Source organism: Tsukamurella paurometabola, assembly GCF_900631615.1.
GTDB lineage: Bacteria > Actinomycetota > Actinomycetes > Mycobacteriales > Mycobacteriaceae > Tsukamurella > Tsukamurella paurometabola_A.
The window spans coordinates 1,033,099-1,050,967 of sequence record NZ_LR131273.1 but is presented as its reverse complement, the minus strand read 5'-3'; the positions used below and the strand labels follow the sequence as shown (position 1 = coordinate 1,050,967).

The following is a 17,869-nucleotide window of genomic DNA, read 5'->3' as shown; positions in this document are numbered from 1 at the left end:
CCCGTCGCGAGTGGCGGCGGATCCGTGGAACTACCCAGTCGACCCCTGGGATTCCCCGCGGTCCGCGGCGGCGGGGCGGGTGTGCCCGGGCGTGCCCAGGGCGGCACCGTCGGGCAGCGTGACCAGGGAGAACATGCCTTGAGCGACCTCCGCTCAACTTTTTCGCGAATTCGGGAACAATTCCGTCGGCCCGCCCGTTGGACAGGACGTACTACTTGAGCGTGCTCCGCTCAATGGGGTAGAACTGAGATGTTCGCCCCTTGAGCCGGGGGCGCTGAAGTCTGGATCTGTAGCAGAACTATCAGGAGGCAAATCAATATGGGACGTGCAGTAGGCATCGACCTCGGCACCACCAACTCGTGCGTCGCTGTCCTCGAGGGCGGCGACCCGGTCGTGATCGCGAACGCCGAGGGCTCGCGGACCACCCCCTCGGTGGTCGCCTTCGCGCGCAACGGTGAGGTCCTGGTGGGTCAGCCCGCCAAGAACCAGGCCGTCACGAACGTCGACCGCACCATCCGCTCGGTCAAGCGCCACATCGGCACCGACTGGTCGCAGAAGATCGACGACAAGGACTACACCAGCCAGGAGATCAGCGCCCGCACGCTGATGAAGCTGAAGCGCGACGCCGAGGCCTACCTGGGCGAGGACGTCACCGACGCCGTCGTCACCGTTCCCGCGTACTTCAACGACGCGCAGCGTCAGGCCACCAAGGAGGCCGGCCAGATCGCGGGCCTGAACGTGCTCCGCATCGTCAACGAGCCCACCGCCGCCGCGCTCGCGTACGGCCTGGACAAGGGCGAGAAGGAGCAGACCATCCTGGTCTTCGACCTCGGTGGCGGCACCTTCGACGTCTCGCTGCTGGAGATCGGCGACGGCGTCGTCGAGGTCCGCGCGACCTCGGGTGACAACAACCTCGGTGGTGACGACTGGGATCAGCGCATCGTCGACTGGCTCGTGGAGAAGTTCAAGGCGCAGCACGGCATCGACCTGACCAAGGACAAGATGGCCATGCAGCGTCTGCGCGAGGCCGCGGAGAAGGCGAAGATCGAGCTGAGCTCGGGCCAGAGCACGTCGATCAACCTGCCGTACATCACGGTGGACGCGGACAAGAACCCGCTGTTCCTCGACGAGAACCTCTCGCGCAGCGAGTTCCAGAAGATCACCAGCGATCTGCTCGAGCGCACCCGCACCCCGTTCCAGGCGGTCATCAAGGACGCCGGCATCTCGGTCAGCGACATCGATCACGTCGTGCTCGTGGGTGGCTCCACCCGTATGCCCGCCGTGACCGAGCTGGTCAAGGAGCTCACCGGCGGCAAGGAGCCCAACAAGGGCGTCAACCCGGACGAGGTCGTCGCCGTGGGCGCCGCCCTGCAGGCCGGCGTGCTGCGCGGCGAGGTCAAGGACGTGCTGCTGCTCGACGTCACCCCGCTGAGCCTCGGCATCGAGACCAAGGGCGGCGTGATGACCAAGCTCATCGAGCGCAACACCACCATCCCCACCAAGCGGTCCGAGACCTTCACCACGGCCGACGACAACCAGCCGTCGGTGCAGATCCAGGTCTTCCAGGGCGAGCGTGAGATCGCCGCGCACAACAAGCTGCTCGGCAGCTTCGAGCTCACCGGCATCGCGCCGGCGCCGCGCGGCGTGCCCCAGATCGAGGTCACCTTCGACATCGACGCCAACGGCATCGTGCACGTGACCGCGAAGGACAAGGGCACCGGCAAGGAGAACACCATCAAGATCTCCGACGGCAGCGGGCTGTCGCAGGAGGAGATCGACCGGATGATCAAGGACGCCGAGGCCCACGCCCAGGAGGACAAGGCTCGCCGCGAGGAGGCGGAGACCCGCAACCAGGCCGAGTCGCTGGTCAACCAGACCGAGAAGTTCCTCAAGGAGAACGAGGACAAGGTCCCGGCGGAGAACAAGACCAAGGTCGAGGCCGCCATCAAGGAGGCGAACGAGGCGCTCCAGGGCACCGACATCGCCGCTGTGAAGGCCGCCGTCGAGAAGCTCTCGGCCGAGTCGCAGGAGCTGGGCCAGGCGCTGTACGCGCAGGCCGGTGCTGAGGCGCAGGCCGACGGTGCCGCCGCCGGCGCCCAGCAGGACGACGGCGTCGTGGACGCCGAGGTCGTGGACGAGGACCCGAAGGACGCCAAGTAATGACGAGTCCCGAGAATCCGGCGCAGCCGGATGAGGTGACCCCGGAGTCGGAGGTCGCGGCGGAGGAATCCGCCGCGGCCCCGGCCGAACCGGGCGAGACGGCGGACGCCGAGGTCGTCGAGGAGGCCGCGCCGGACAAGGAGGCGGAGCTCACCGCCGACCTGCAGCGTGTGACCGCCGAGTACGCCAACTACCGCAAGCGCACCGCGCGTGACGTGGTGGACGCCCGCGCCGCGGGCAAGGCCTTCGTAGTCGGTGAGCTGCTGGTGGTCCTGGACGACCTGGACCGCGCCCGCAGCCACGGCGATCTCGAGTCCGGCCCGCTGAAGTCGGTGTCCGACAAGCTCGACGGCGTGCTCAAGGCCCTGGGCCTCGAGGCCTTCGGCGAGGTAGGCGACGAGTTCGACCCCGCCATCCACGAGGCCGTGCAGCACGAGGGCGACGGTGCCGATCCCGTGGTGGGAGCGGTTCTGCGCCAGGGATATCAGATCGATGGCAAGGTGATCCGTAACGCGATGGTCGCAGTGGTCGACCGTCCGGCGGAGGCCCCGAGCCAGGACGAGCAATAAAGGAGGTGATGCCCAGTGGCACAGAGGGAATGGGTTGAACAGGACTTCTACAAGGAGCTGGGCGTCAGCTCCAGCGCGAGTGCCGACGAGATCAAGAAGGCCTACCGCAAACTGGCCCGCGAGCTGCACCCGGACGCGAATCCGGGCAACACGCAGGCCGAGGAGCGGTTCAAGCGGGTCTCCGAGGCGCACGCCGTGCTCTCCGATCCGGCCAAGCGCAAGGAGTACGACGAGACGCGGCGCCTGTTCGGCAGCGGCCGGTTCGGCTCCGGCGGTGCCGGCGGCTACGGCGGCGGTGGCGGATTCGGCTCCGGTGGCTTCGGCAACACGGGCGGCGGATCCGGCGGGTTCTCGTTCTCGGACATCTTCGACGGTGCCGCCTCCGGCAACGGCGGGGGCGGATTCGGGGACATCTTCGAGGGCCTGTTCAACCGCGGCGGCGCGGGGCAGGGCCCCGGGCCGCAGCCCACGCGGCCGCGCCGCGGCAGCGACCTGGAATCCGAGCTGACGCTGGGCTTCCGGGACGCCACGCTCGGCGTGACCACGCCGATCACGCTGACCTCGCCGTCGCCCTGCACCACCTGCCACGGTTCCGGCGCCAAGCCGGGCACCAGCCCGCGGGTGTGCCAGTCCTGCAACGGCTCCGGTCTCGTGAGCCGCAACCAGGGAGCGTTCAGCTTCTCCGAGCCCTGCCCGGACTGCCGCGGTACCGGCTCGGTGATCGACGATCCCTGCACGGACTGCAACGGCACCGGGGTCACCGTGCGCACCCGCACGGTGAACGTCAAGATCCCGCCCGGCGTCAAGGACGGCCAGCGCATCCGCCTGGCCGGCCAGGGGCAGGCCGGGATGCGCGGGGCACCGTCGGGCGACCTGTTCGTCACGGTCCACGTCAGCGCCGACGACGTCTTCACCCGCAACGGTGACGACCTCCTGGTCACCCTGCCCGTGAGCTTCGCGGAGCTGGCGCTGGGCGCCACCGTCACCGTCCCCACGCTGGGACAGCCGGTGGGCGTGAAGATCCCCGCGGGCACGACCGACGGCCGCACCCTGCGGGTGCGCGGGCGCGGTGTGCCGAAGCGGGCGGGCGGCCACGGCGACCTGCTCGTCAAGGTGCAGGTCGCGGTGCCCCCCTCGCTGGACGAGCGGGCACAGCAGGCGCTGCGCGACTACGCGGAGGCCGAGCGCGCCGCGGGCTTCGACCCGCGGGGCGGATGGGCCGGTGCCGGAAGCACGGCGGGGGCGTGATCATGAGCGTCGACCAGCAGTTCCCCGACGATCCGGACGCGCACGTGTTCATGATCTCGGTCGCTGCGCAGCTCGCGGGGATGCACGCGCAGACCCTCCGCACGTACGACCGGCTCGGGCTCGTGACGCCCGAGCGGTCGGCGGGCGGGGGCCGGCGCTACTCCTCGCGCGACGTCGACCTGCTCCGCGAGGTGCAGCGCCTGTCCCAGGACGAGGGCGTGAACCTCGCCGGCATCAAACGGATCATCGACCTGACCAACCAGGTCGACGCGCTGCAGCGGCGCGTGGAGGAGCTGACCGCTCAGCTCGAGTCCGCGCGCCGTTCCGGCGGCGAACTCGTGCACGTGCCGAAGAGCTCGGCGATGGTGGTCTGGCAGCCCAGGAGCCGCCGCAAGAGCTGACCCGTGGACGCCCGCTCCCAACTGGGAGCGGGCGTCCCACCGACTGCAGCAACGGGGAGCCCGGCTCACGACGGGACCCCTGCTCATGACGGGGAGTCCGGCTCCCAGCTGGGAGCGGAGCTACAGCGGGTCGTGCACCACGTCCTCGGGCGCGGCGCCGCGCACCACGGCCTTCTCGCTCGCGGCCCGCAGGAGCCCCTTGGGGCCGGCGATGAGCACGCGGTGACCGGCGAGGTCCAGGCCGTCCATCGCATCCACCAGCGAGCCGTGCCGCAGCGGCAGCGCGCGGTAGGCGGTCGCGGGATGCTTGAGCCACCACGGATCCCGCCGCGCGTCCGTCACCTGCGTCACCTTGAGCCACGGATTCGTGGCCGCGAGGCGGACCAGGGCGTCCGCGTCGTACAACAGCCCCGGCGAGCGCGCTCCCACGAGGAGGTGCACGTCGGGGTTGTCGGCGTTCATGGCCATCGCCAGCAGCATCGACTTCATCGGGGCGAGGCCCGTGCCCCCGGCGATCATGGTGACGGGGCGGTCACCGTCGGGCCGCAGGAGCCCGTGGACCTGCCCGAACTGCCACACGTCGCCCGGCCGGCTCTCCCCGAAGACCGTGCTGGAGAGGTAGCCGCCGGGCACCGAGCGGATGTGGAACTCCAGCTGGCCCTGCGTGTTCGGCGGCATCGCCAGCGACAGCGGCCGCCACACGCGCGGCACCTGCGGGATCTGGGTCTCGACGTACTGGCCGGGCCGGAACAGCAGCGGCTCGTCGGCGACGAGGCGCACCACCGCCAGCCCTGGGTGCGGCCGCAGCACGTCCACCACGCGGGCCGTCCTGCGGGCGGGCGTCGGATCGGAGTGCGCGCCGCCGCGCATCACCCCGGTGAGCAGGTGCACGCCCTGTTCGAGGACCGCGGCGTCCTCCTCATCGAGGCCGCCGTGCGGCTTGTAGACGGCGTGCACCTCGGCGATGAGGGCCGCCGACATCGTCGCGTAGTGGGCCTCGGTGAGCCCGTACTTGCGGTGGTCACGGCCCAGCTGGGCCAGGAACTCGATGAGCTCGTCGTGCCCCTCCGTCTTCGGGATCGATGTGAAGACGTGATCGAGCACGCGCATGAACGTCGCGCGGTGCCCGGTCATGTTCGCCGGGAAGAGGTCGCGCAGCGACGGGTCCATCGCGAACAGCCGGGCGAACAGGCCCTTCGTGAAATCGTCCGCCACCGGCTTCAGGTCGGCCGCGATCTGCGCCAGACCGTGCCGTGCATGCGAACCCACTGCTGCCCCGCTCCCGTCCTCCGAAGCCGTCCCGAACGGCCCCATCCTACCTGCGGCTTTGCATCCGTCACACCGCTGCGCGCACGGCGCGCCCGGTGCGGCGCGGATTCGTTCCGTCGAGTATCTTTCTCCCGGGCGCGGACGCCGTGCCGAGGGGATCGACGAGCTCGAAGAGAGGGTTCCATCGCATGGTCGCTTTGCGAGTCAGCCGCCGCGCGCGCCGCATCGGATACGGCATCGCCGTCGGAGCGGGCATCGCCCTCGCGCCGATCGCCGCGGGCGCCGCCTCCGCCGACACCGGCCCGGCCGCCGAAGGCCCCGCGACCACGGCGGTCCAGCGGGTGAAGCCGGTCGTCGTGCCCAAGTCCGCCGTCGTGCAGCCCGCCGGGACGCCCGTGCGGAAGCCGGCGGGGAAGCCCGTCGCGGCGCAGCGCGCGGTCGCGCAGCCCGGCGGTGCCCCGGCGTCCGCCGTGCCGCACACCGGGAAGGCCGCCGTGCCGCAGGCCGGGAAGGCCGCCGTGCCGCAGGCCGGGAAGGCCGCCGTGCCGCAGGCCGGGAAGGCCGCCGTGCGGCCGGCGACGACGCGGGCCGCGTCCGCCGTGGCCAGGCCGGTCTCCGGAGAGATCCGCGGTGGCACCTCCGACCGTCGCCCTGTCGTGGTGATCGGTGCCTCCGTCTCCTCGGGCAAGGCCGTCGCAGCGACGCAGGCCTACCCGAGCCGGGTCGCCGCGCTGTCGGGGCGCCCGGTCCGGGTCAGCTCCCGCGTGGGCGCCGGGTACGCCGACGGCTCCATGGCCCGCCTCACCCGCGCCGCGAACCTGCCGGCGCAGAACCCCGACCTGGTCGTGCTGCAGGCCGGCACCAACGACGTCGGCGCGCCGCCGGCCCTGATCGCGGGCCAGGTGCGGCAGGTCGTGGCGACCGTGCGGCAGCAGGCGCCGGGCGCGCGGATCGCCGTGGTCACCGTCTTCCCGTCGATCCACCGCGGGGCCGCGGCCCGCAGCACGGACGCCGCGATCATCAGCGCCGCGCGGTCCGTGGACCCGGGTGTCGCCGTGATCTCCCCGCTCAACGAGGGCTGGACCTACGGCGCCGCCGATGACGGGCATCCCGGCGCGGGCGCCCACCTGCGCATCGCGGAGCGCGTCGCCGGCCTGGTCTGACCACGCCGGCCTGATGCGGCTGATGCGCTTGTGAAAAAAGTCGCGGAAGTTATGCATGTGGCGACTGTTGTGTCAAGATGTCGGCATGAGCGTGTCGCGTTTCGGTGCAATGGTCGGAATCGGAGCCGCGGTGATGGCATCGGTGGTCGGCGCGTCCGCCGGCACCGTCGCCGCTGAGCCGGGCTCCGCCGTCCGTACCGCCGACTCCCGGCCCGTCGTCGTGATCGGCGCGTCGATCTCGACGGGCTACGAGGTCGCCGGAGTCGTCGCCTATCCGCGCATGATCAGCGCCATCGCGGGCCGGTCGGTGTACCTCAGTGCGCGCAGCGGTGCGGGCTACAACGACGGGGCGATCGCCGGGCTCACCCGCGCCGCGAAGCTTCAGGAGCGGGATCCGGCGCTGGTCGTGGTGCAGGCCGGCTCGAACGACGTCGGCGCCTCGACGTCCGCGATCGACGGCCAGGTGCGGCAGGTGATCTCGACGGTTCGCGCGCAGGCGCCGAACGCCAAGGTCGCGCTGATCACCGTGTTCCCGACGGTCCGCGGTAGCGGCTCCGACGCCCGCGCCACCGAGGCCGCCATCGTGAACGCCGCGCGCGCCGTCGATCCGTCGGTGTCCGTGATCTCCCCGCTCAGTGAGGGTTGGGTCTACGGGACCAGTAGCGACGGTCATCCCGATGCCGCCACGCATCAGAAGCTCGCGGAGCGCGTTGCCGCGCTGGCGTGACCGTCGCGCACTGCGCGCACCGTCGTACCTCCGGGCGTGACCGAGGGGCGCCGGCCCCTTCGCCAGGGGCCGGCGCCGCCCCGTAGTCTCGATCGCGCTGTGAGGTGGGTCACCCACGATCTCCGAGTTGAGCGGAACAGACTCAAGCTTCTGCGCGTTGAGGAACACAGAAGGCATACTTGAGTGGAGAACGCTCAGGGTGCACGAGACGTGTTCGAGACGACCCAGGAGGAAGTACGTTGGATTCGTTCCAGCCCACCACCAAGACGCAGGCCGCGCTGACCTCGGCCCTGCAGGCGGCGTCGGCCGCGGGGAACCCGGAGATCTCTCCGGCGCACCTGCTGGTGGCGCTGCTCGACCAGACCGACGGGATCGCCGCGCCGCTGCTCAAGGCGGTGGGCGTGGATCCCGTCACCGTGCGCAACCGCGCGCAGGACCTCGTGGACCGCAAGCCGAAGGCGAGCGGCTCCACCACCACACCGCAGCTCAGCCGCGAGTCGATCGCGTCGATCAGCGCCGCGCAGAAGCTCGCCACCGAGATGGGCGACCAGTACGTCTCCACCGAGCACGTGCTCTACGGGCTCGCGGAGGCGGGCGGTGAGGCCGCGCAGATCCTGACCTCCGCCGGCGCCACCCCGCAGGAGATCCGTGAGGCCTTCACGGCCGTCCGCGGCAGCGCGAAGGTCACCTCCGAGAACCCCGAGGGGCAGTACCAGGCGCTCGAGAAGTACTCGACCGACCTCACCGCCCGCGCCCGCGAGGGCAAGCTCGACCCGGTCATCGGGCGCGACAACGAGATCCGTCGCGTCGTGCAGGTGCTGTCCCGCCGCACCAAGAACAACCCCGTCCTCATCGGTGAGCCCGGTGTCGGCAAGACCGCCATCGTCGAGGGCCTGGCCCAGCGCGTGGTCACGGGTGACGTGCCGGAGTCGCTGCGCGGGAAGACGGTGATCTCGCTCGACCTCGGCTCGATGGTCGCGGGCGCCAAGTACCGCGGTGAGTTCGAGGAGCGGCTCAAGGCCGTCCTCGACGAGATCAAGGCCAGCTCCGGCCAGATCATCACGTTCATCGACGAGCTGCACACCATTGTGGGCGCCGGCGCCACCGGCGACTCCGCCATGGACGCGGGCAACATGATCAAGCCGATGCTGGCCCGCGGCGAGCTGCGGCTCGTCGGCGCCACCACGCTCGACGAGTACCGCCAGTACATCGAGAAGGACGCCGCGCTCGAGCGCCGCTTCCAGCAGGTGCTGGTCGGCGAGCCGTCGGTCGAGGACACCGTCGGCATCCTGCGCGGCCTCAAGGAGCGGTACGAGGTGCACCACGGCGTGCGCATCACCGACTCCGCGCTCGTCGCCGCCGCGTCCCTCTCCGACCGCTACATCACGAGCCGGTTCCTGCCCGACAAGGCGATCGACCTCGTCGACGAGGCCGCCTCGCGCCTGCGGATGGAGATCGACTCGCGGCCCGAGGAGATCGACGCCGAGGAGCGGCTGGTCCGTCGCCTCGAGATCGAGGAGATGGCGCTGTCCAAGGAGTCCGACGCCGCGTCGAAGGACCGCCTGGAGAAGCTGCGCGGCGAGCTCGCCGACCACAAGGAGAAGCTGGCCCAGCTCACCTCCCGCTGGCAGAACGAGAAGGGCGCCATCGATTCGGTGCGCACGCTCAAGGAGCAGCTCGAGACGCTGAAGGGCGAGTCGGAGCGCGCCGAGCGTGACGGCGACCTCGGCCGTGCCGCGGAGCTGCGCTACGGCCAGATCCCCGCGCTGGAGAAGCAGCTCGACGAGGCCGTCGCCTCCTCGGGTGCCGCCTCCGACGGCGAGGTCATGCTCAAGGAGGAGGTCGGCCCCGACGACGTGGCCGACGTGGTCTCCGCCTGGACCGGCGTCCCCGCCGGCCGCATGCTCGAGGGTGAGACGGCGAAGCTGCTGCGCATGGAGTCGGAGATCGGCAAGCGCGTGATCGGCCAGGAGGCCGCGGTCACCGCGGTCTCGGATGCGGTGCGCCGCACCCGCGCCGGCGTCGCGGACCCGAACCGGCCCACCGGCTCGTTCCTGTTCCTCGGCCCCACCGGTGTGGGGAAGACGGAGCTGGCGAAGGGGCTCGCGGAGTTCCTCTTCGACGACGAGCGCGCCATGGTGCGCATCGACATGTCCGAGTACGGCGAGAAGCACTCCGTCGCACGGCTCGTCGGCGCGCCTCCCGGGTACGTCGGTTACGAGGCCGGCGGCCAGCTCACCGAGGCCGTGCGGCGCCGCCCCTACACGGTGGTCCTGTTCGACGAGGTCGAGAAGGCGCACCCGGACGTCTTCGACGTGCTGCTGCAGGTGCTCGACGAGGGCCGGCTCACCGACGGCCAGGGCCGCACGGTGGACTTCCGCAACACGATCCTGATCCTCACGTCGAACCTCGGCGCGGGCGGCACGCCCGAGCAGGTGATGGCCGCGGTGCGAGCGAAGTTCAAGCCGGAGTTCATCAACCGGCTCGACGACGTGCTGATCTTCGACTCGCTGAGCTCTGAGCAACTGACCGGCATCGTCGACATCCAGCTGGACCAGCTGCGCAAGCGGCTGTCCCAGCGCCGGCTGGAGCTCGACGTCTCCGACGAGGCCAAGGGCTGGCTCGCGGAGCGCGGTTTCGACCCGCTCTACGGCGCCCGGCCGCTGCGCCGCCTGGTGCAGCAGGCCATCGGCGACCAGCTCGCCAAGGCGCTGCTCGCGGGCGACGTCCGCAACGGCGACACGGTGAAGGTCACGGTCAGCGACGACGGCGACCGGCTGATCATCGGCTGACACGCCCGTGTGGCCGGGTCCCTCGCGGGACCCGGCCACACGCGTATCGGCACTGAGATCAGACGGAACCGGCCTTCTCGACGACGAGGATGCTCGCTTCGCCGACGGGGACCGCCTTGTGCTCGTCGCCCACCTCGGCGACGCACACGATCCCGGGCGAGAGCCTGCGCACGTGCTCCTCGCCGTGCGCATCGCGGTAGTGCATGTCGACCTCGCCCGCCACCACGGCGGGCGTCGAGGTCTGGAGAAGCGGTCGCGGTCGGATCAGCTCGCCGACGGCGCCGAGAGCAGCCCGGCGTGGAAGTCGGCGATCAGGGCGTCGACGGTACCGCGGGCGTCGTAGCGGTTCGTGCCGATCACGCCCGTCGGCCCGCGCTTGCACCACCCGGCCACGTACACGCCGGGGAGGGCGGCACCGTCGGGCCCGAGGACGCGGCCGTCGGCGTTCGGGATGGTGCCGGTGCCCTCGTCGTAGGGAACCCCCGGTACGGAGGTGCCGCGCAGCCCGATCGACGGCAGCACCGCGCCGCACGCGAGCTCCGACGGTGCGCCGTGGTCGTCGAAGGCGACGGTCAGGGCACCGTCGGACGCGGTGATCGCGGTGGGCGGCGTGCCGAAGCGCAGGACCACCCGTCGGCCGTCCGGGCCGGCGTCCGCCGGGAGCGACTGCAGCAGCGCGAGCTTCTGCGCGCGGTAGAACCGGGCCTGCTCGTCGGTGGGCTCGCCGGCGCTGCCGGAGGCCGACAGGTCCCCGGGCTCGACCACCACGGGCACCGTGCGGGCCAGTCCCACCAGCTCCGGCGCGGTGAACGCGGCGTGCTCCGGACCCCGTCGGGCGAGGATCACGACCTCCCGGACCCGGGAGTCCCGCAGCGCGGCCAGGGCCTCGTCCGTCATGTCCGTGCCGGTGAAGGTCTCCGGGTCGGCGGTGAGGATCCGCGCGACGTCGAGCGCGACGTTGCCGTTGCCCAGCACCACGACCCGCTCGTGCGACAGGTCCACGGTGCGCCCGGCGAAGTCGGGGTGGCCGTTGTACCAGGCCACGAAGTCGGCGGCCGCCGTGACACCGGGGAGGTCCGCGCCCGGCAGCCCCAGCTCGCGACCGTGCAGCGAGCCCACCGCGTACACCACCGCGTGATGCGACCGCGCCAGGTCCTCGTGCGTGACGTCCTCGCCGACCCGCACGCCCAGGTGGGTCGTCACGCCCGACTGCTTGCGCGACTTCGCGAACTGCTCCTGCACCTTCTTGGTGTCGGCGTGATCGGGCGCCACCCCGAACCGCACCAGCCCGCCCGTCTCCGGCAGGCGTTCGTAGACGTCGATCGTCGCGCGGACGTCGATCCGGTGCTGCAGCTCGCTCACCACGTAGTGCCCCGCCGCGCCCGCGCCCACGACCGCCACGCGCAGGGTCTCCGCGTCGGACGACGGTCGCTTGCGCCCGATCCGCGGGTCCGTGAACGGGTGGTCGCGGTCCGCCGCCGAGCCCACCGCCTCGTAGTAGTCCGCGTTCATCGTCTCGAACGGGGCCATCTCGGCGGTCAACTCGTAGTCCGTGGTGATCGCCGAGACCGGACAGGCGTCGATGCAGGCGCCGCAGTCGATGCACACGTCCGGGTCGATGTAGAGCATCTCCGCGGTGGCGTAGTCGGGCTCGTCGGGCGTGGGGTGGATGCAGTCGACGGGGCACTCCGGGACGCACGACGCGTCGTTGCAGCAGTTCTGGACGATCACGTGGGGCATGCTTCGATACTGAGCCGTGCGCCGCGCCCGGGCAAGGGATCGCGCCGCGTGTCAGGCTGGGGTCATGACGACCCTCTCGCCGCACATCGTCCGCACCGAGCGCCACACCACCGCCTACCTCGCCTCGGGGCCGGTCGACGGTCCGCTACTGGTCTTCGTGCACGGCTGGCCCGAGCTCGGGTACTCCTGGCGGCACCAGCTGCGGGCCCTCGGCGCCCTCGGATTCCGGTGCGTCGCGCCCGACATGCGCGGCTACGGCCAATCGACGGTGCACTCCGAGAAGAGCGCCTACCGCCGCGAGGAGGCGGTCGCCGACATGCTGGAGCTGCTCGCCGGCCTCGGCCGCGATTCGGCCGTCTGGATCGGGCACGACTGGGGCGGCCCGGTGGTGTGGAACATCGCCACCCACCACCCCGAGGTCGTCGACGCGGTGGCCGCCCTGAACGTGCCGCACTTCCCGTCGAGCGGGCCCACGCCGTTCGACCTCATCGACCGCGAGAAGTACCCCGCCGACGAGTACCCGTACGGCCAGTGGGACTACCAGGTGCATTACCTGAAGTCCTTCGACGAGGCGACGGCCCAGTTCGAGAGCGACATCCCCGCCCTGATCGCCGCGCTGTTCCGCAGCGGCGACCCGCGCCACCTCGAGGGTCCCGCGCCCACCGCGGTCATCACCCGCGACGGCGGCTGGTTCGGCGGCGGTCCCGTCCCGCAGCTGCCCCTCGATCCGGCGGTGCTCACGCCCGAGGACCACGCCGTGTACGTCGCGGCCTTCGAGCGGAACGGCATGGCCGGCCCCGATTCCTGGTACGTCAACACCCCCGCCGACATGGAGTACGCGAAGACCGAGCTGAACGAGGGCCGCATCGACAAGCCCGCCCTGTTCCTGCACGGCCGCTACGACGCGATCCTCGACACCGTCGGGACGCGCCTGGCCGACCCGATGCGCGCCGCGTGCTCCGACCTCACCGAGGTGATCGTCGACTCCGGGCACTGGATGGGGGAGGAGAAGCCGGCCGAGGTCAGCGCCGCGATCGCGGGCTGGATCGCACGCAGTGTTCCGGCGTCCTACCCGGTTACGCTGGGCCTATGAGTGAAGGAACCGTCGGCTCCGTCGCGGAGGCCAAGTACGTCCTGCTGACCACCTTCCGCAAGGACGGCACCCCGGTCGCGACCCCGCTGTGGGCAGTGCGCGACGGGTCCGACCTCCTCGTCTGGACCGTCGCCGACTCCTGGAAGGTGAAGCGGTTGCGGCGGAACCCGTCCGTGCTGGTCCAGGCGTGCGACGCCCGCGGCAGGAAGACCACCGGCCCCGAGGTCGCGGGGACGGGCGAGATCGTCGACGGTGTCGACGCCGCCGGGAAGATCGCGAAGAAGTACGGGGTGATCGGTTGGCTCACGGTCACCGGGTCCAAGCTGCGGCGCGGTGCCGGCGGCACCGTCGGTATCCGGGTCCGCGACGCGGAGTGATTCCGAAAACCGCGCTGAGCTCACCCACGACGAACCATTTCCATCGTGACCGAGCTCAGGCGCGGTTTCTGTCAGCGTGATGCGTCGCGCCACTGCTCCACGACGGGCTGGAGGTACTGCGCGAGTTCCGGCAGCTGCGGGACCAGCGCGAGCGTGGTGATCGCGCGCAGGACGCCGACGGCGTTGACGAACTCCAGCACGTCCGGGCACAGCCCGCGGATGCCGGCGGCGGCCGCGCCGCGATCGTAGGCGGCCTCCAGGTCGGGACCCAGCGCGGCGAGGTCCCACTCGACGGGGCCCAGCGTGACCAGCTCGAAGTCCGCGTACCGCAGGCCGTCGACCGCGGCGAACATGTTGGCCGGCGGGCAGTCCCCGTGGATCGGCTGCAGGTCCGCGCCGGGGAAGCGGCTTTCGAACTCGGCGCGGGAGCGGACGGCCGGCTCGAGCGCGGCCCACTCGGCGCGGGCGCGGGCGACGTCGGCGGCGGGGAGCAGGTCGGGGCGGCCGTCGAGCAGATCCAGGTGGGCCGCGACGCCGTCCGGGTCGGCCGTCGCGAGGAAGCCCAGCTCGCCCGGGTAGTTGCGCAGCGCCGCGTGCAGCCGGGCCGTGCTCTCCGCGTTCGCGGCGTAGTCCGGCTCGGCGGCGCGATCCTCCTCGACGTACTCCCAGAAGGTCATCGACAGCCCGTCGCGCTGCACCGGCGCCGCGGGGACCAGCGGCGCCGGGCGCAACACCGGCACGCCCTGCGCGGCGAGCCAGGCCGTGACGGCCAGCTCGTCGGCCTGCCGTCGCGCGACGGTCTCCGGTGTCTCGGACGCCGGGAGCACCGTCGGGATGCGGACCACGACGGGCGCCGGCTCCAGCCGCACCACCACGGAGAACAGGTCGTGCAGCACCGTCGTGTCCGTGACGGCGAGGCCGAGCTCGCGGGCCGCTCCGATAGCGGCGTCGACGGCGGCGGCGGTGCGGGCGGTGCGTTCGGTGCCGGTCATGTCGTTCACGCGGGCCATGGTGTCCGATTCGCGGCGCGATGTCGACGGATTTGCGCGAACCGTCAGCGCACGGCGGTGAGGACGCCTACCGCCGCCAGCGCGACCACCGCGACGGTGAGGACGAGGGCGGACAGCGGCGGCCGTGTCCGCACGGTCACGACGGCGGCGACGGCCACGGCCAGGCACACCAGCGCCGCCGCGGGCCGCACGTCGAGGGCCGCCCGCGCCACGATCGCGCTGGTCAGCACCAGCGCGACCGCGGTGCGCACCCGCGCCAGCAGCGTCCGTTCGGCCGCCTGGGTCGACGGTGCGCTCACCTCGCGGGCCTCACGTCACGAGCAGGGAGACGGCCAGGACGATCCCGGCGAGGCCGATGAGCGCCGCCAGCGCGAGGGTCGCGGGCGTGCCGCGCAGCTCGCGGCCCGTGCGCAGCGCGCCCTCGACGGACAGCCACCGGCGGAAGGCGTAGCCGGCGAGCGCGGCGGCGACGAGGAGCAGCGCCACCACGAGCGGCGTCCGTACGGGCGAGGGCACGACGTGCGGCGCGAAGGCCTCCAGTCCGACCGCGGCGGCGACGAGCCCCAGCGAGGTCCGGATCCACGCGAGAAACGTCCGCTCATTCGCCAATGTGAACCGCGCGTCCGGCGCCTCACCATCGGTGAGGTCGCGCGGCGGCCACAGTCGTCCCACGCCGACAACGCTAGCGGGGTGCATAGGCATTCGCCCGTCACATTCACAGGCCCGTCTCAGACACGACGCATAGTTTCGCGCAGGGCGCCCTCGTCGAGGCGCACGATGAAGGCAGGGAACGGACGCGAGGAGGTGGTCGCCGTGGGCGGTGACGCTCGCACCCGCGGTCCCTGGCCCGCCGTCCTGCTCTGTCTCCTGGGAATCGGCGTCGTCGGCGCGGGCATCGCGTACGCGCTGCACATGTCGTCCGACCTGGGCAATGCGCGCCGCGTCCTCCCGGCCGCCCAGTCCGCCGGGGTCTCCGTGAGCGACCAGCGCAGCGTCGCGATCACGCCCGGCCGCGAGGTGATCGGCGCGGTGACCTCGGTCGGCGCCGCCGCGATCACGGTGCGCTCGGCGCCCGACGGTCGCACGGTCGTCCTGCGCACCGACCCGACCACCCAGGTGACCACCACGCACGGCAGCACACTGTCCGATCTCGAGGTCGGCGACGTGGTCATGATCCAGGTGAGTGCCGACGGCAAGTCCGCGCTCGCGATCTACGCCGGTCAGATCTCGGTCGCCGGAACCCCGTCGGTCGGGTGAACTCCCCGGTCGACGCGCTACTGTAGGTGGCGATGTCGTACGTAGTGTTCCTGATCCTCGCGGTGGTCTGCGCGGCGCTCGCCGCCGCGCTCATCTGGTATGAGCGCAACCACACGCCCGCCATGAACTCCGAACGCGCCGACTGGGCCGCCGAGCGGGAGTTCGTGTACTCCGCGGCCGACCCGGCGCTGCACGACGAGTTCCACCGCGGCGGCATGGCCGTCCCGGGTGACCCCGCGATCGTCGACGTGGCCTACGGCAGCTACTTCGGCGCCGCGGCGTACGTCTTCGACCTGCAGGAGGCCGCCACGGTCGTGGCGGTGAGCCGCGGCGCCTCGTCGGGCGCGCTGCTGGACCTGCGCCCCGAGGGCCGGCCGGCCCCCGCCGAGCCCGGCATGGAGCCGCTGGGCGCACTGGGGCCGCGCGTGCTGTACACGAACAACGCCGAGGTCGCGCGCCGCGTCGCCGACCGCCGCATGATCACCTTCGCGGAGCAGGTGCCCGACTACATCGAGTCGCTGTGGAACGAGGGCGAGTGGACGCTGGCGTCCATGGCCGTCACCGACGACCCCGAGGACCTGGACGAGTCGCTCGAGGCCGTGCGCCGCTTCGGCGACCTGCTGCGCGTCCTCCCGCCCGAGGGCCACGCCCGCGTGGTGACCTCCGGCGGGCCGCGCGACCCGGGCCAGCCCGTGCCCGTCCGCTCCGGCAAGGAGTCCGGACGGTGACCGGCACCGGGAACGCAGTGAGCGGTCCGCGTGACGCCGCACCCCTCGACCCGGCCGCGAAGGCCCGGCTCGCCGAGCTCGTGCGCGAGCTGGCCGTCGTGCACGGCAGGGTCACGCTGTCCAGCGGCCGCGAGGCGGACTACTACGTGGACCTGCGCCGCGCCACCCTGCACCACGAGGCGTCGCCGCTGATCGGCGCGCTGCTGCGCGAGCTCACGGCCGACTGGGACTTCGCCGCCGTCGGCGGCCTCACCCTGGGCGCCGACCCGGTGGCCACGGCCGTCATGCACGCACCCGGCCGGCCGATCGACGCGTTCGTCGTCCGCAAGGCCGCGAAGGCCCACGGCATGCAGCGCCAGGTGGAGGGCCCCGACGTGGTCGGCAAGCGCGTCCTCGTCGTCGAGGACACCACGACCACCGGCAACTCGCCGCTCACCGCGGTCCGCGCGCTGCGCGACATCGGCGCCGAGGTGGTCGGCGTCGCGACCGTCGTGGACCGCGCGACCGGCGCGGCCGACGTCATCGCCGCCGAGGGCCTCGAGTACCGCTCGGTGCTCGGCCTCGCCGACCTGGGGCTGTGACCCCCTCGTCCGACGCCGAGGACGGCCCGGACGAGCAGCTCGGGCCGACCGAGTGGGTGACGGGCCTGCCCGGGCCGCACACCGTCGGGCTGGGGCCGTGGGCGTCGGAGCATCCAGGCGTCCCGGCGCCGACCGATCCCCGCTACGACCCCGACCTCCTCGCCGAGGGCGACCGCCGCAACGTCGTCGACGCGTACCGCTACTGGACCCGCGAGGCGATCGTCGCCGACCTCGACGCCCGCCGCCATCCCTTCGAGGTGGCCATCGAGAACCTGGGGCACGACGCCAACATCGGGACCGTCGTGCGCACGGCGAACGCCTTCGGCGCGCGGGCCGTGCACATCGTGGGGCGGCGCCGCTGGAACCGGCGCGGCGCCATGGTCACCGACCGCTACCAGCACCTGCACCACCACGAGGACACGGACGCGCTGGCGGCGTGGTGCGCCGAGCGCGACCTGCCGATCGTCGCCGTCGACAACCTGCCGGGCTCGGTGCCGCTGGAACGGGCCACGCTGCCCCGACGGTGCCTGCTGCTGTTCGGGCAGGAGGGGCCGGGCGTGTCCGGGGGAGCGCGGCACGTCGCGGGCACGACGGTGTCGATCGCCCAGTTCGGCTCGACCCGTTCGATCAACGTGGGAGTGGCGGCCGGCATCGCCATGCACGCCTGGATCCGCGAGCACGCCGATCTCGACGTGGCGTGGTGACCGCTCGCTGACCTGCGGGGACGTGCACTCGTCGGTGACCCGTGATGTGA

The 17,869-nt window shown here is 72.1% G+C and carries 19 protein-coding genes; 13 read left to right on the top strand and 6 right to left on the bottom strand.

Annotation, left to right across the window (positions count from 1 at the left end; all coding sequences use genetic code 11):
* The first annotated feature begins 318 nt into the window (after positions 1–318).
* From dnaK to ELY19_RS05485, 4 genes are read left to right on the top strand one after another with little or no spacing between them, the layout of a single operon-like run.
* On the top strand, positions 319–2,160 hold the full coding sequence (gene dnaK, locus ELY19_RS05500; protein ID WP_126195318.1) for a molecular chaperone DnaK: 1,842 nt from the start codon (positions 319–321) through the stop codon (positions 2,158–2,160).
* The gene (grpE, locus tag ELY19_RS05495; RefSeq protein WP_126195317.1) at positions 2,160–2,729 is read left to right on the top strand and encodes a nucleotide exchange factor GrpE; all 570 of its coding nucleotides are present in this window, start codon (positions 2,160–2,162) and stop codon (positions 2,727–2,729) included. The genes dnaK and grpE overlap by 1 nt, the downstream gene beginning before the upstream one ends.
* 15 nt (positions 2,730–2,744) lie before the next feature.
* Positions 2,745–3,977, top strand: a complete 1,233-nt coding sequence (dnaJ, locus tag ELY19_RS05490) for a molecular chaperone DnaJ (protein WP_126195316.1) — start codon at positions 2,745–2,747, stop codon at positions 3,975–3,977.
* Between the two features lie 2 nt (positions 3,978–3,979).
* Complete coding sequence (locus ELY19_RS05485; RefSeq protein ID WP_126195315.1) at positions 3,980–4,378, top strand: heat shock protein transcriptional repressor HspR; 399 nt, start codon at positions 3,980–3,982, stop codon at positions 4,376–4,378.
* Positions 4,379–4,498: 120 nt separating this feature from the next.
* On the opposite strand, the gene ELY19_RS05480 is transcribed toward ELY19_RS05485, so the two are convergent.
* Positions 4,499–5,647: an FAD-binding oxidoreductase gene (locus ELY19_RS05480; protein ID WP_164711525.1), complete on the bottom strand. Its 1,149-nt coding sequence runs from the start codon at positions 5,645–5,647 to the stop codon at positions 4,499–4,501.
* A gap of 188 nt (positions 5,648–5,835) precedes the next feature.
* On the opposite strand from ELY19_RS05480, the gene ELY19_RS05475 reads away from it, so the two are divergent.
* The 3 genes from ELY19_RS05475 to clpB all read left to right on the top strand — a co-directional run bounded on the left by ELY19_RS05475 (position 5,836) and on the right by clpB (position 10,329).
* Entirely contained in the window at positions 5,836–6,810 is a 975-nt protein-coding gene (locus ELY19_RS05475; RefSeq protein WP_126195313.1) for an SGNH/GDSL hydrolase family protein, read from the top strand.
* A gap of 85 nt (positions 6,811–6,895) precedes the next feature.
* Positions 6,896–7,537: an SGNH/GDSL hydrolase family protein gene (locus ELY19_RS05470; RefSeq protein ID WP_164711524.1), complete on the top strand. Its 642-nt coding sequence runs from the start codon at positions 6,896–6,898 to the stop codon at positions 7,535–7,537.
* Positions 7,538–7,776: 239 nt separating this feature from the next.
* A complete protein-coding gene (gene clpB / locus ELY19_RS05465; protein ID WP_126195311.1) occupies positions 7,777–10,329 on the top strand; it encodes an ATP-dependent chaperone ClpB in 2,553 nt (850 codons plus the stop codon).
* 58 nt (positions 10,330–10,387) lie between these two features.
* Here the strand turns inward: clpB and ELY19_RS23375 are convergent, their stop codons facing one another.
* Both ELY19_RS23375 and ELY19_RS05460 read right to left on the bottom strand, forming a co-directional pair.
* Positions 10,388–10,555 (bottom strand): hypothetical protein, encoded by a 168-nt coding sequence (locus ELY19_RS23375; RefSeq protein ID WP_164711467.1) that lies wholly within the window; start codon positions 10,553–10,555, stop codon positions 10,388–10,390.
* 38 nt (positions 10,556–10,593) lie between these two features.
* Positions 10,594–12,069: an FAD-dependent oxidoreductase gene (locus tag ELY19_RS05460; protein WP_126195310.1), complete on the bottom strand. Its 1,476-nt coding sequence runs from the start codon at positions 12,067–12,069 to the stop codon at positions 10,594–10,596.
* 64 nt (positions 12,070–12,133) lie between these two features.
* Between ELY19_RS05460 and ELY19_RS05455 the strand changes: the two genes are divergently transcribed.
* Together ELY19_RS05455 and ELY19_RS05450 are read left to right on the top strand one after the other, a co-directional pair.
* Positions 12,134–13,162 (top strand): alpha/beta hydrolase, encoded by a 1,029-nt coding sequence (locus ELY19_RS05455; protein ID WP_126195309.1) that lies wholly within the window; start codon positions 12,134–12,136, stop codon positions 13,160–13,162.
* Complete coding sequence (locus ELY19_RS05450) at positions 13,159–13,539, top strand: PPOX class F420-dependent oxidoreductase (protein WP_126195308.1); 381 nt, start codon at positions 13,159–13,161, stop codon at positions 13,537–13,539. The genes ELY19_RS05455 and ELY19_RS05450 overlap by 4 nt, the downstream gene beginning before the upstream one ends.
* 71 nt (positions 13,540–13,610) lie before the next feature.
* On the opposite strand, the gene ELY19_RS05445 is transcribed toward ELY19_RS05450, so the two are convergent.
* The 3 genes from ELY19_RS05445 to ELY19_RS05435 all read right to left on the bottom strand — a co-directional run bounded on the left by ELY19_RS05445 (position 13,611) and on the right by ELY19_RS05435 (position 15,245).
* A complete protein-coding gene (locus tag ELY19_RS05445) occupies positions 13,611–14,531 on the bottom strand; it encodes an aminoglycoside phosphotransferase family protein (RefSeq protein WP_126198706.1) in 921 nt (306 codons plus the stop codon).
* Between the two features lie 62 nt (positions 14,532–14,593).
* Positions 14,594–14,848: a DUF202 domain-containing protein gene (locus ELY19_RS05440; RefSeq protein ID WP_126195307.1), complete on the bottom strand. Its 255-nt coding sequence runs from the start codon at positions 14,846–14,848 to the stop codon at positions 14,594–14,596.
* A 10-nt stretch (positions 14,849–14,858) separates the two neighbouring features.
* Positions 14,859–15,245, bottom strand: coding sequence for a YidH family protein (locus tag ELY19_RS05435; protein WP_126195306.1), 387 nt, complete (start codon positions 15,243–15,245; stop codon positions 14,859–14,861).
* A gap of 81 nt (positions 15,246–15,326) precedes the next feature.
* Between ELY19_RS05435 and ELY19_RS05430 the strand changes: the two genes are divergently transcribed.
* Genes ELY19_RS05430 through ELY19_RS05415 form a run of 4 tightly spaced genes read left to right on the top strand, consistent with a single transcriptional unit; the run spans position 15,327 to position 17,819 of the window.
* On the top strand, positions 15,327–15,806 hold the full coding sequence (locus ELY19_RS05430) for a hypothetical protein (protein ID WP_126195305.1): 480 nt from the start codon (positions 15,327–15,329) through the stop codon (positions 15,804–15,806).
* Between the two features lie 32 nt (positions 15,807–15,838).
* A complete protein-coding gene (locus ELY19_RS05425; RefSeq protein WP_126195304.1) occupies positions 15,839–16,534 on the top strand; it encodes a TtfA family protein in 696 nt (231 codons plus the stop codon).
* Between the two features lie 17 nt (positions 16,535–16,551).
* Positions 16,552–17,115, top strand: coding sequence for an orotate phosphoribosyltransferase (gene pyrE, locus ELY19_RS05420; protein ID WP_126198705.1), 564 nt, complete (start codon positions 16,552–16,554; stop codon positions 17,113–17,115).
* Positions 17,112–17,819: a TrmH family RNA methyltransferase gene (locus ELY19_RS05415; RefSeq protein ID WP_416222724.1), complete on the top strand. Its 708-nt coding sequence runs from the start codon at positions 17,112–17,114 to the stop codon at positions 17,817–17,819. The genes pyrE and ELY19_RS05415 overlap by 4 nt, the downstream gene beginning before the upstream one ends.
* The last annotated feature ends 50 nt before the right edge of the window (positions 17,820–17,869 follow it).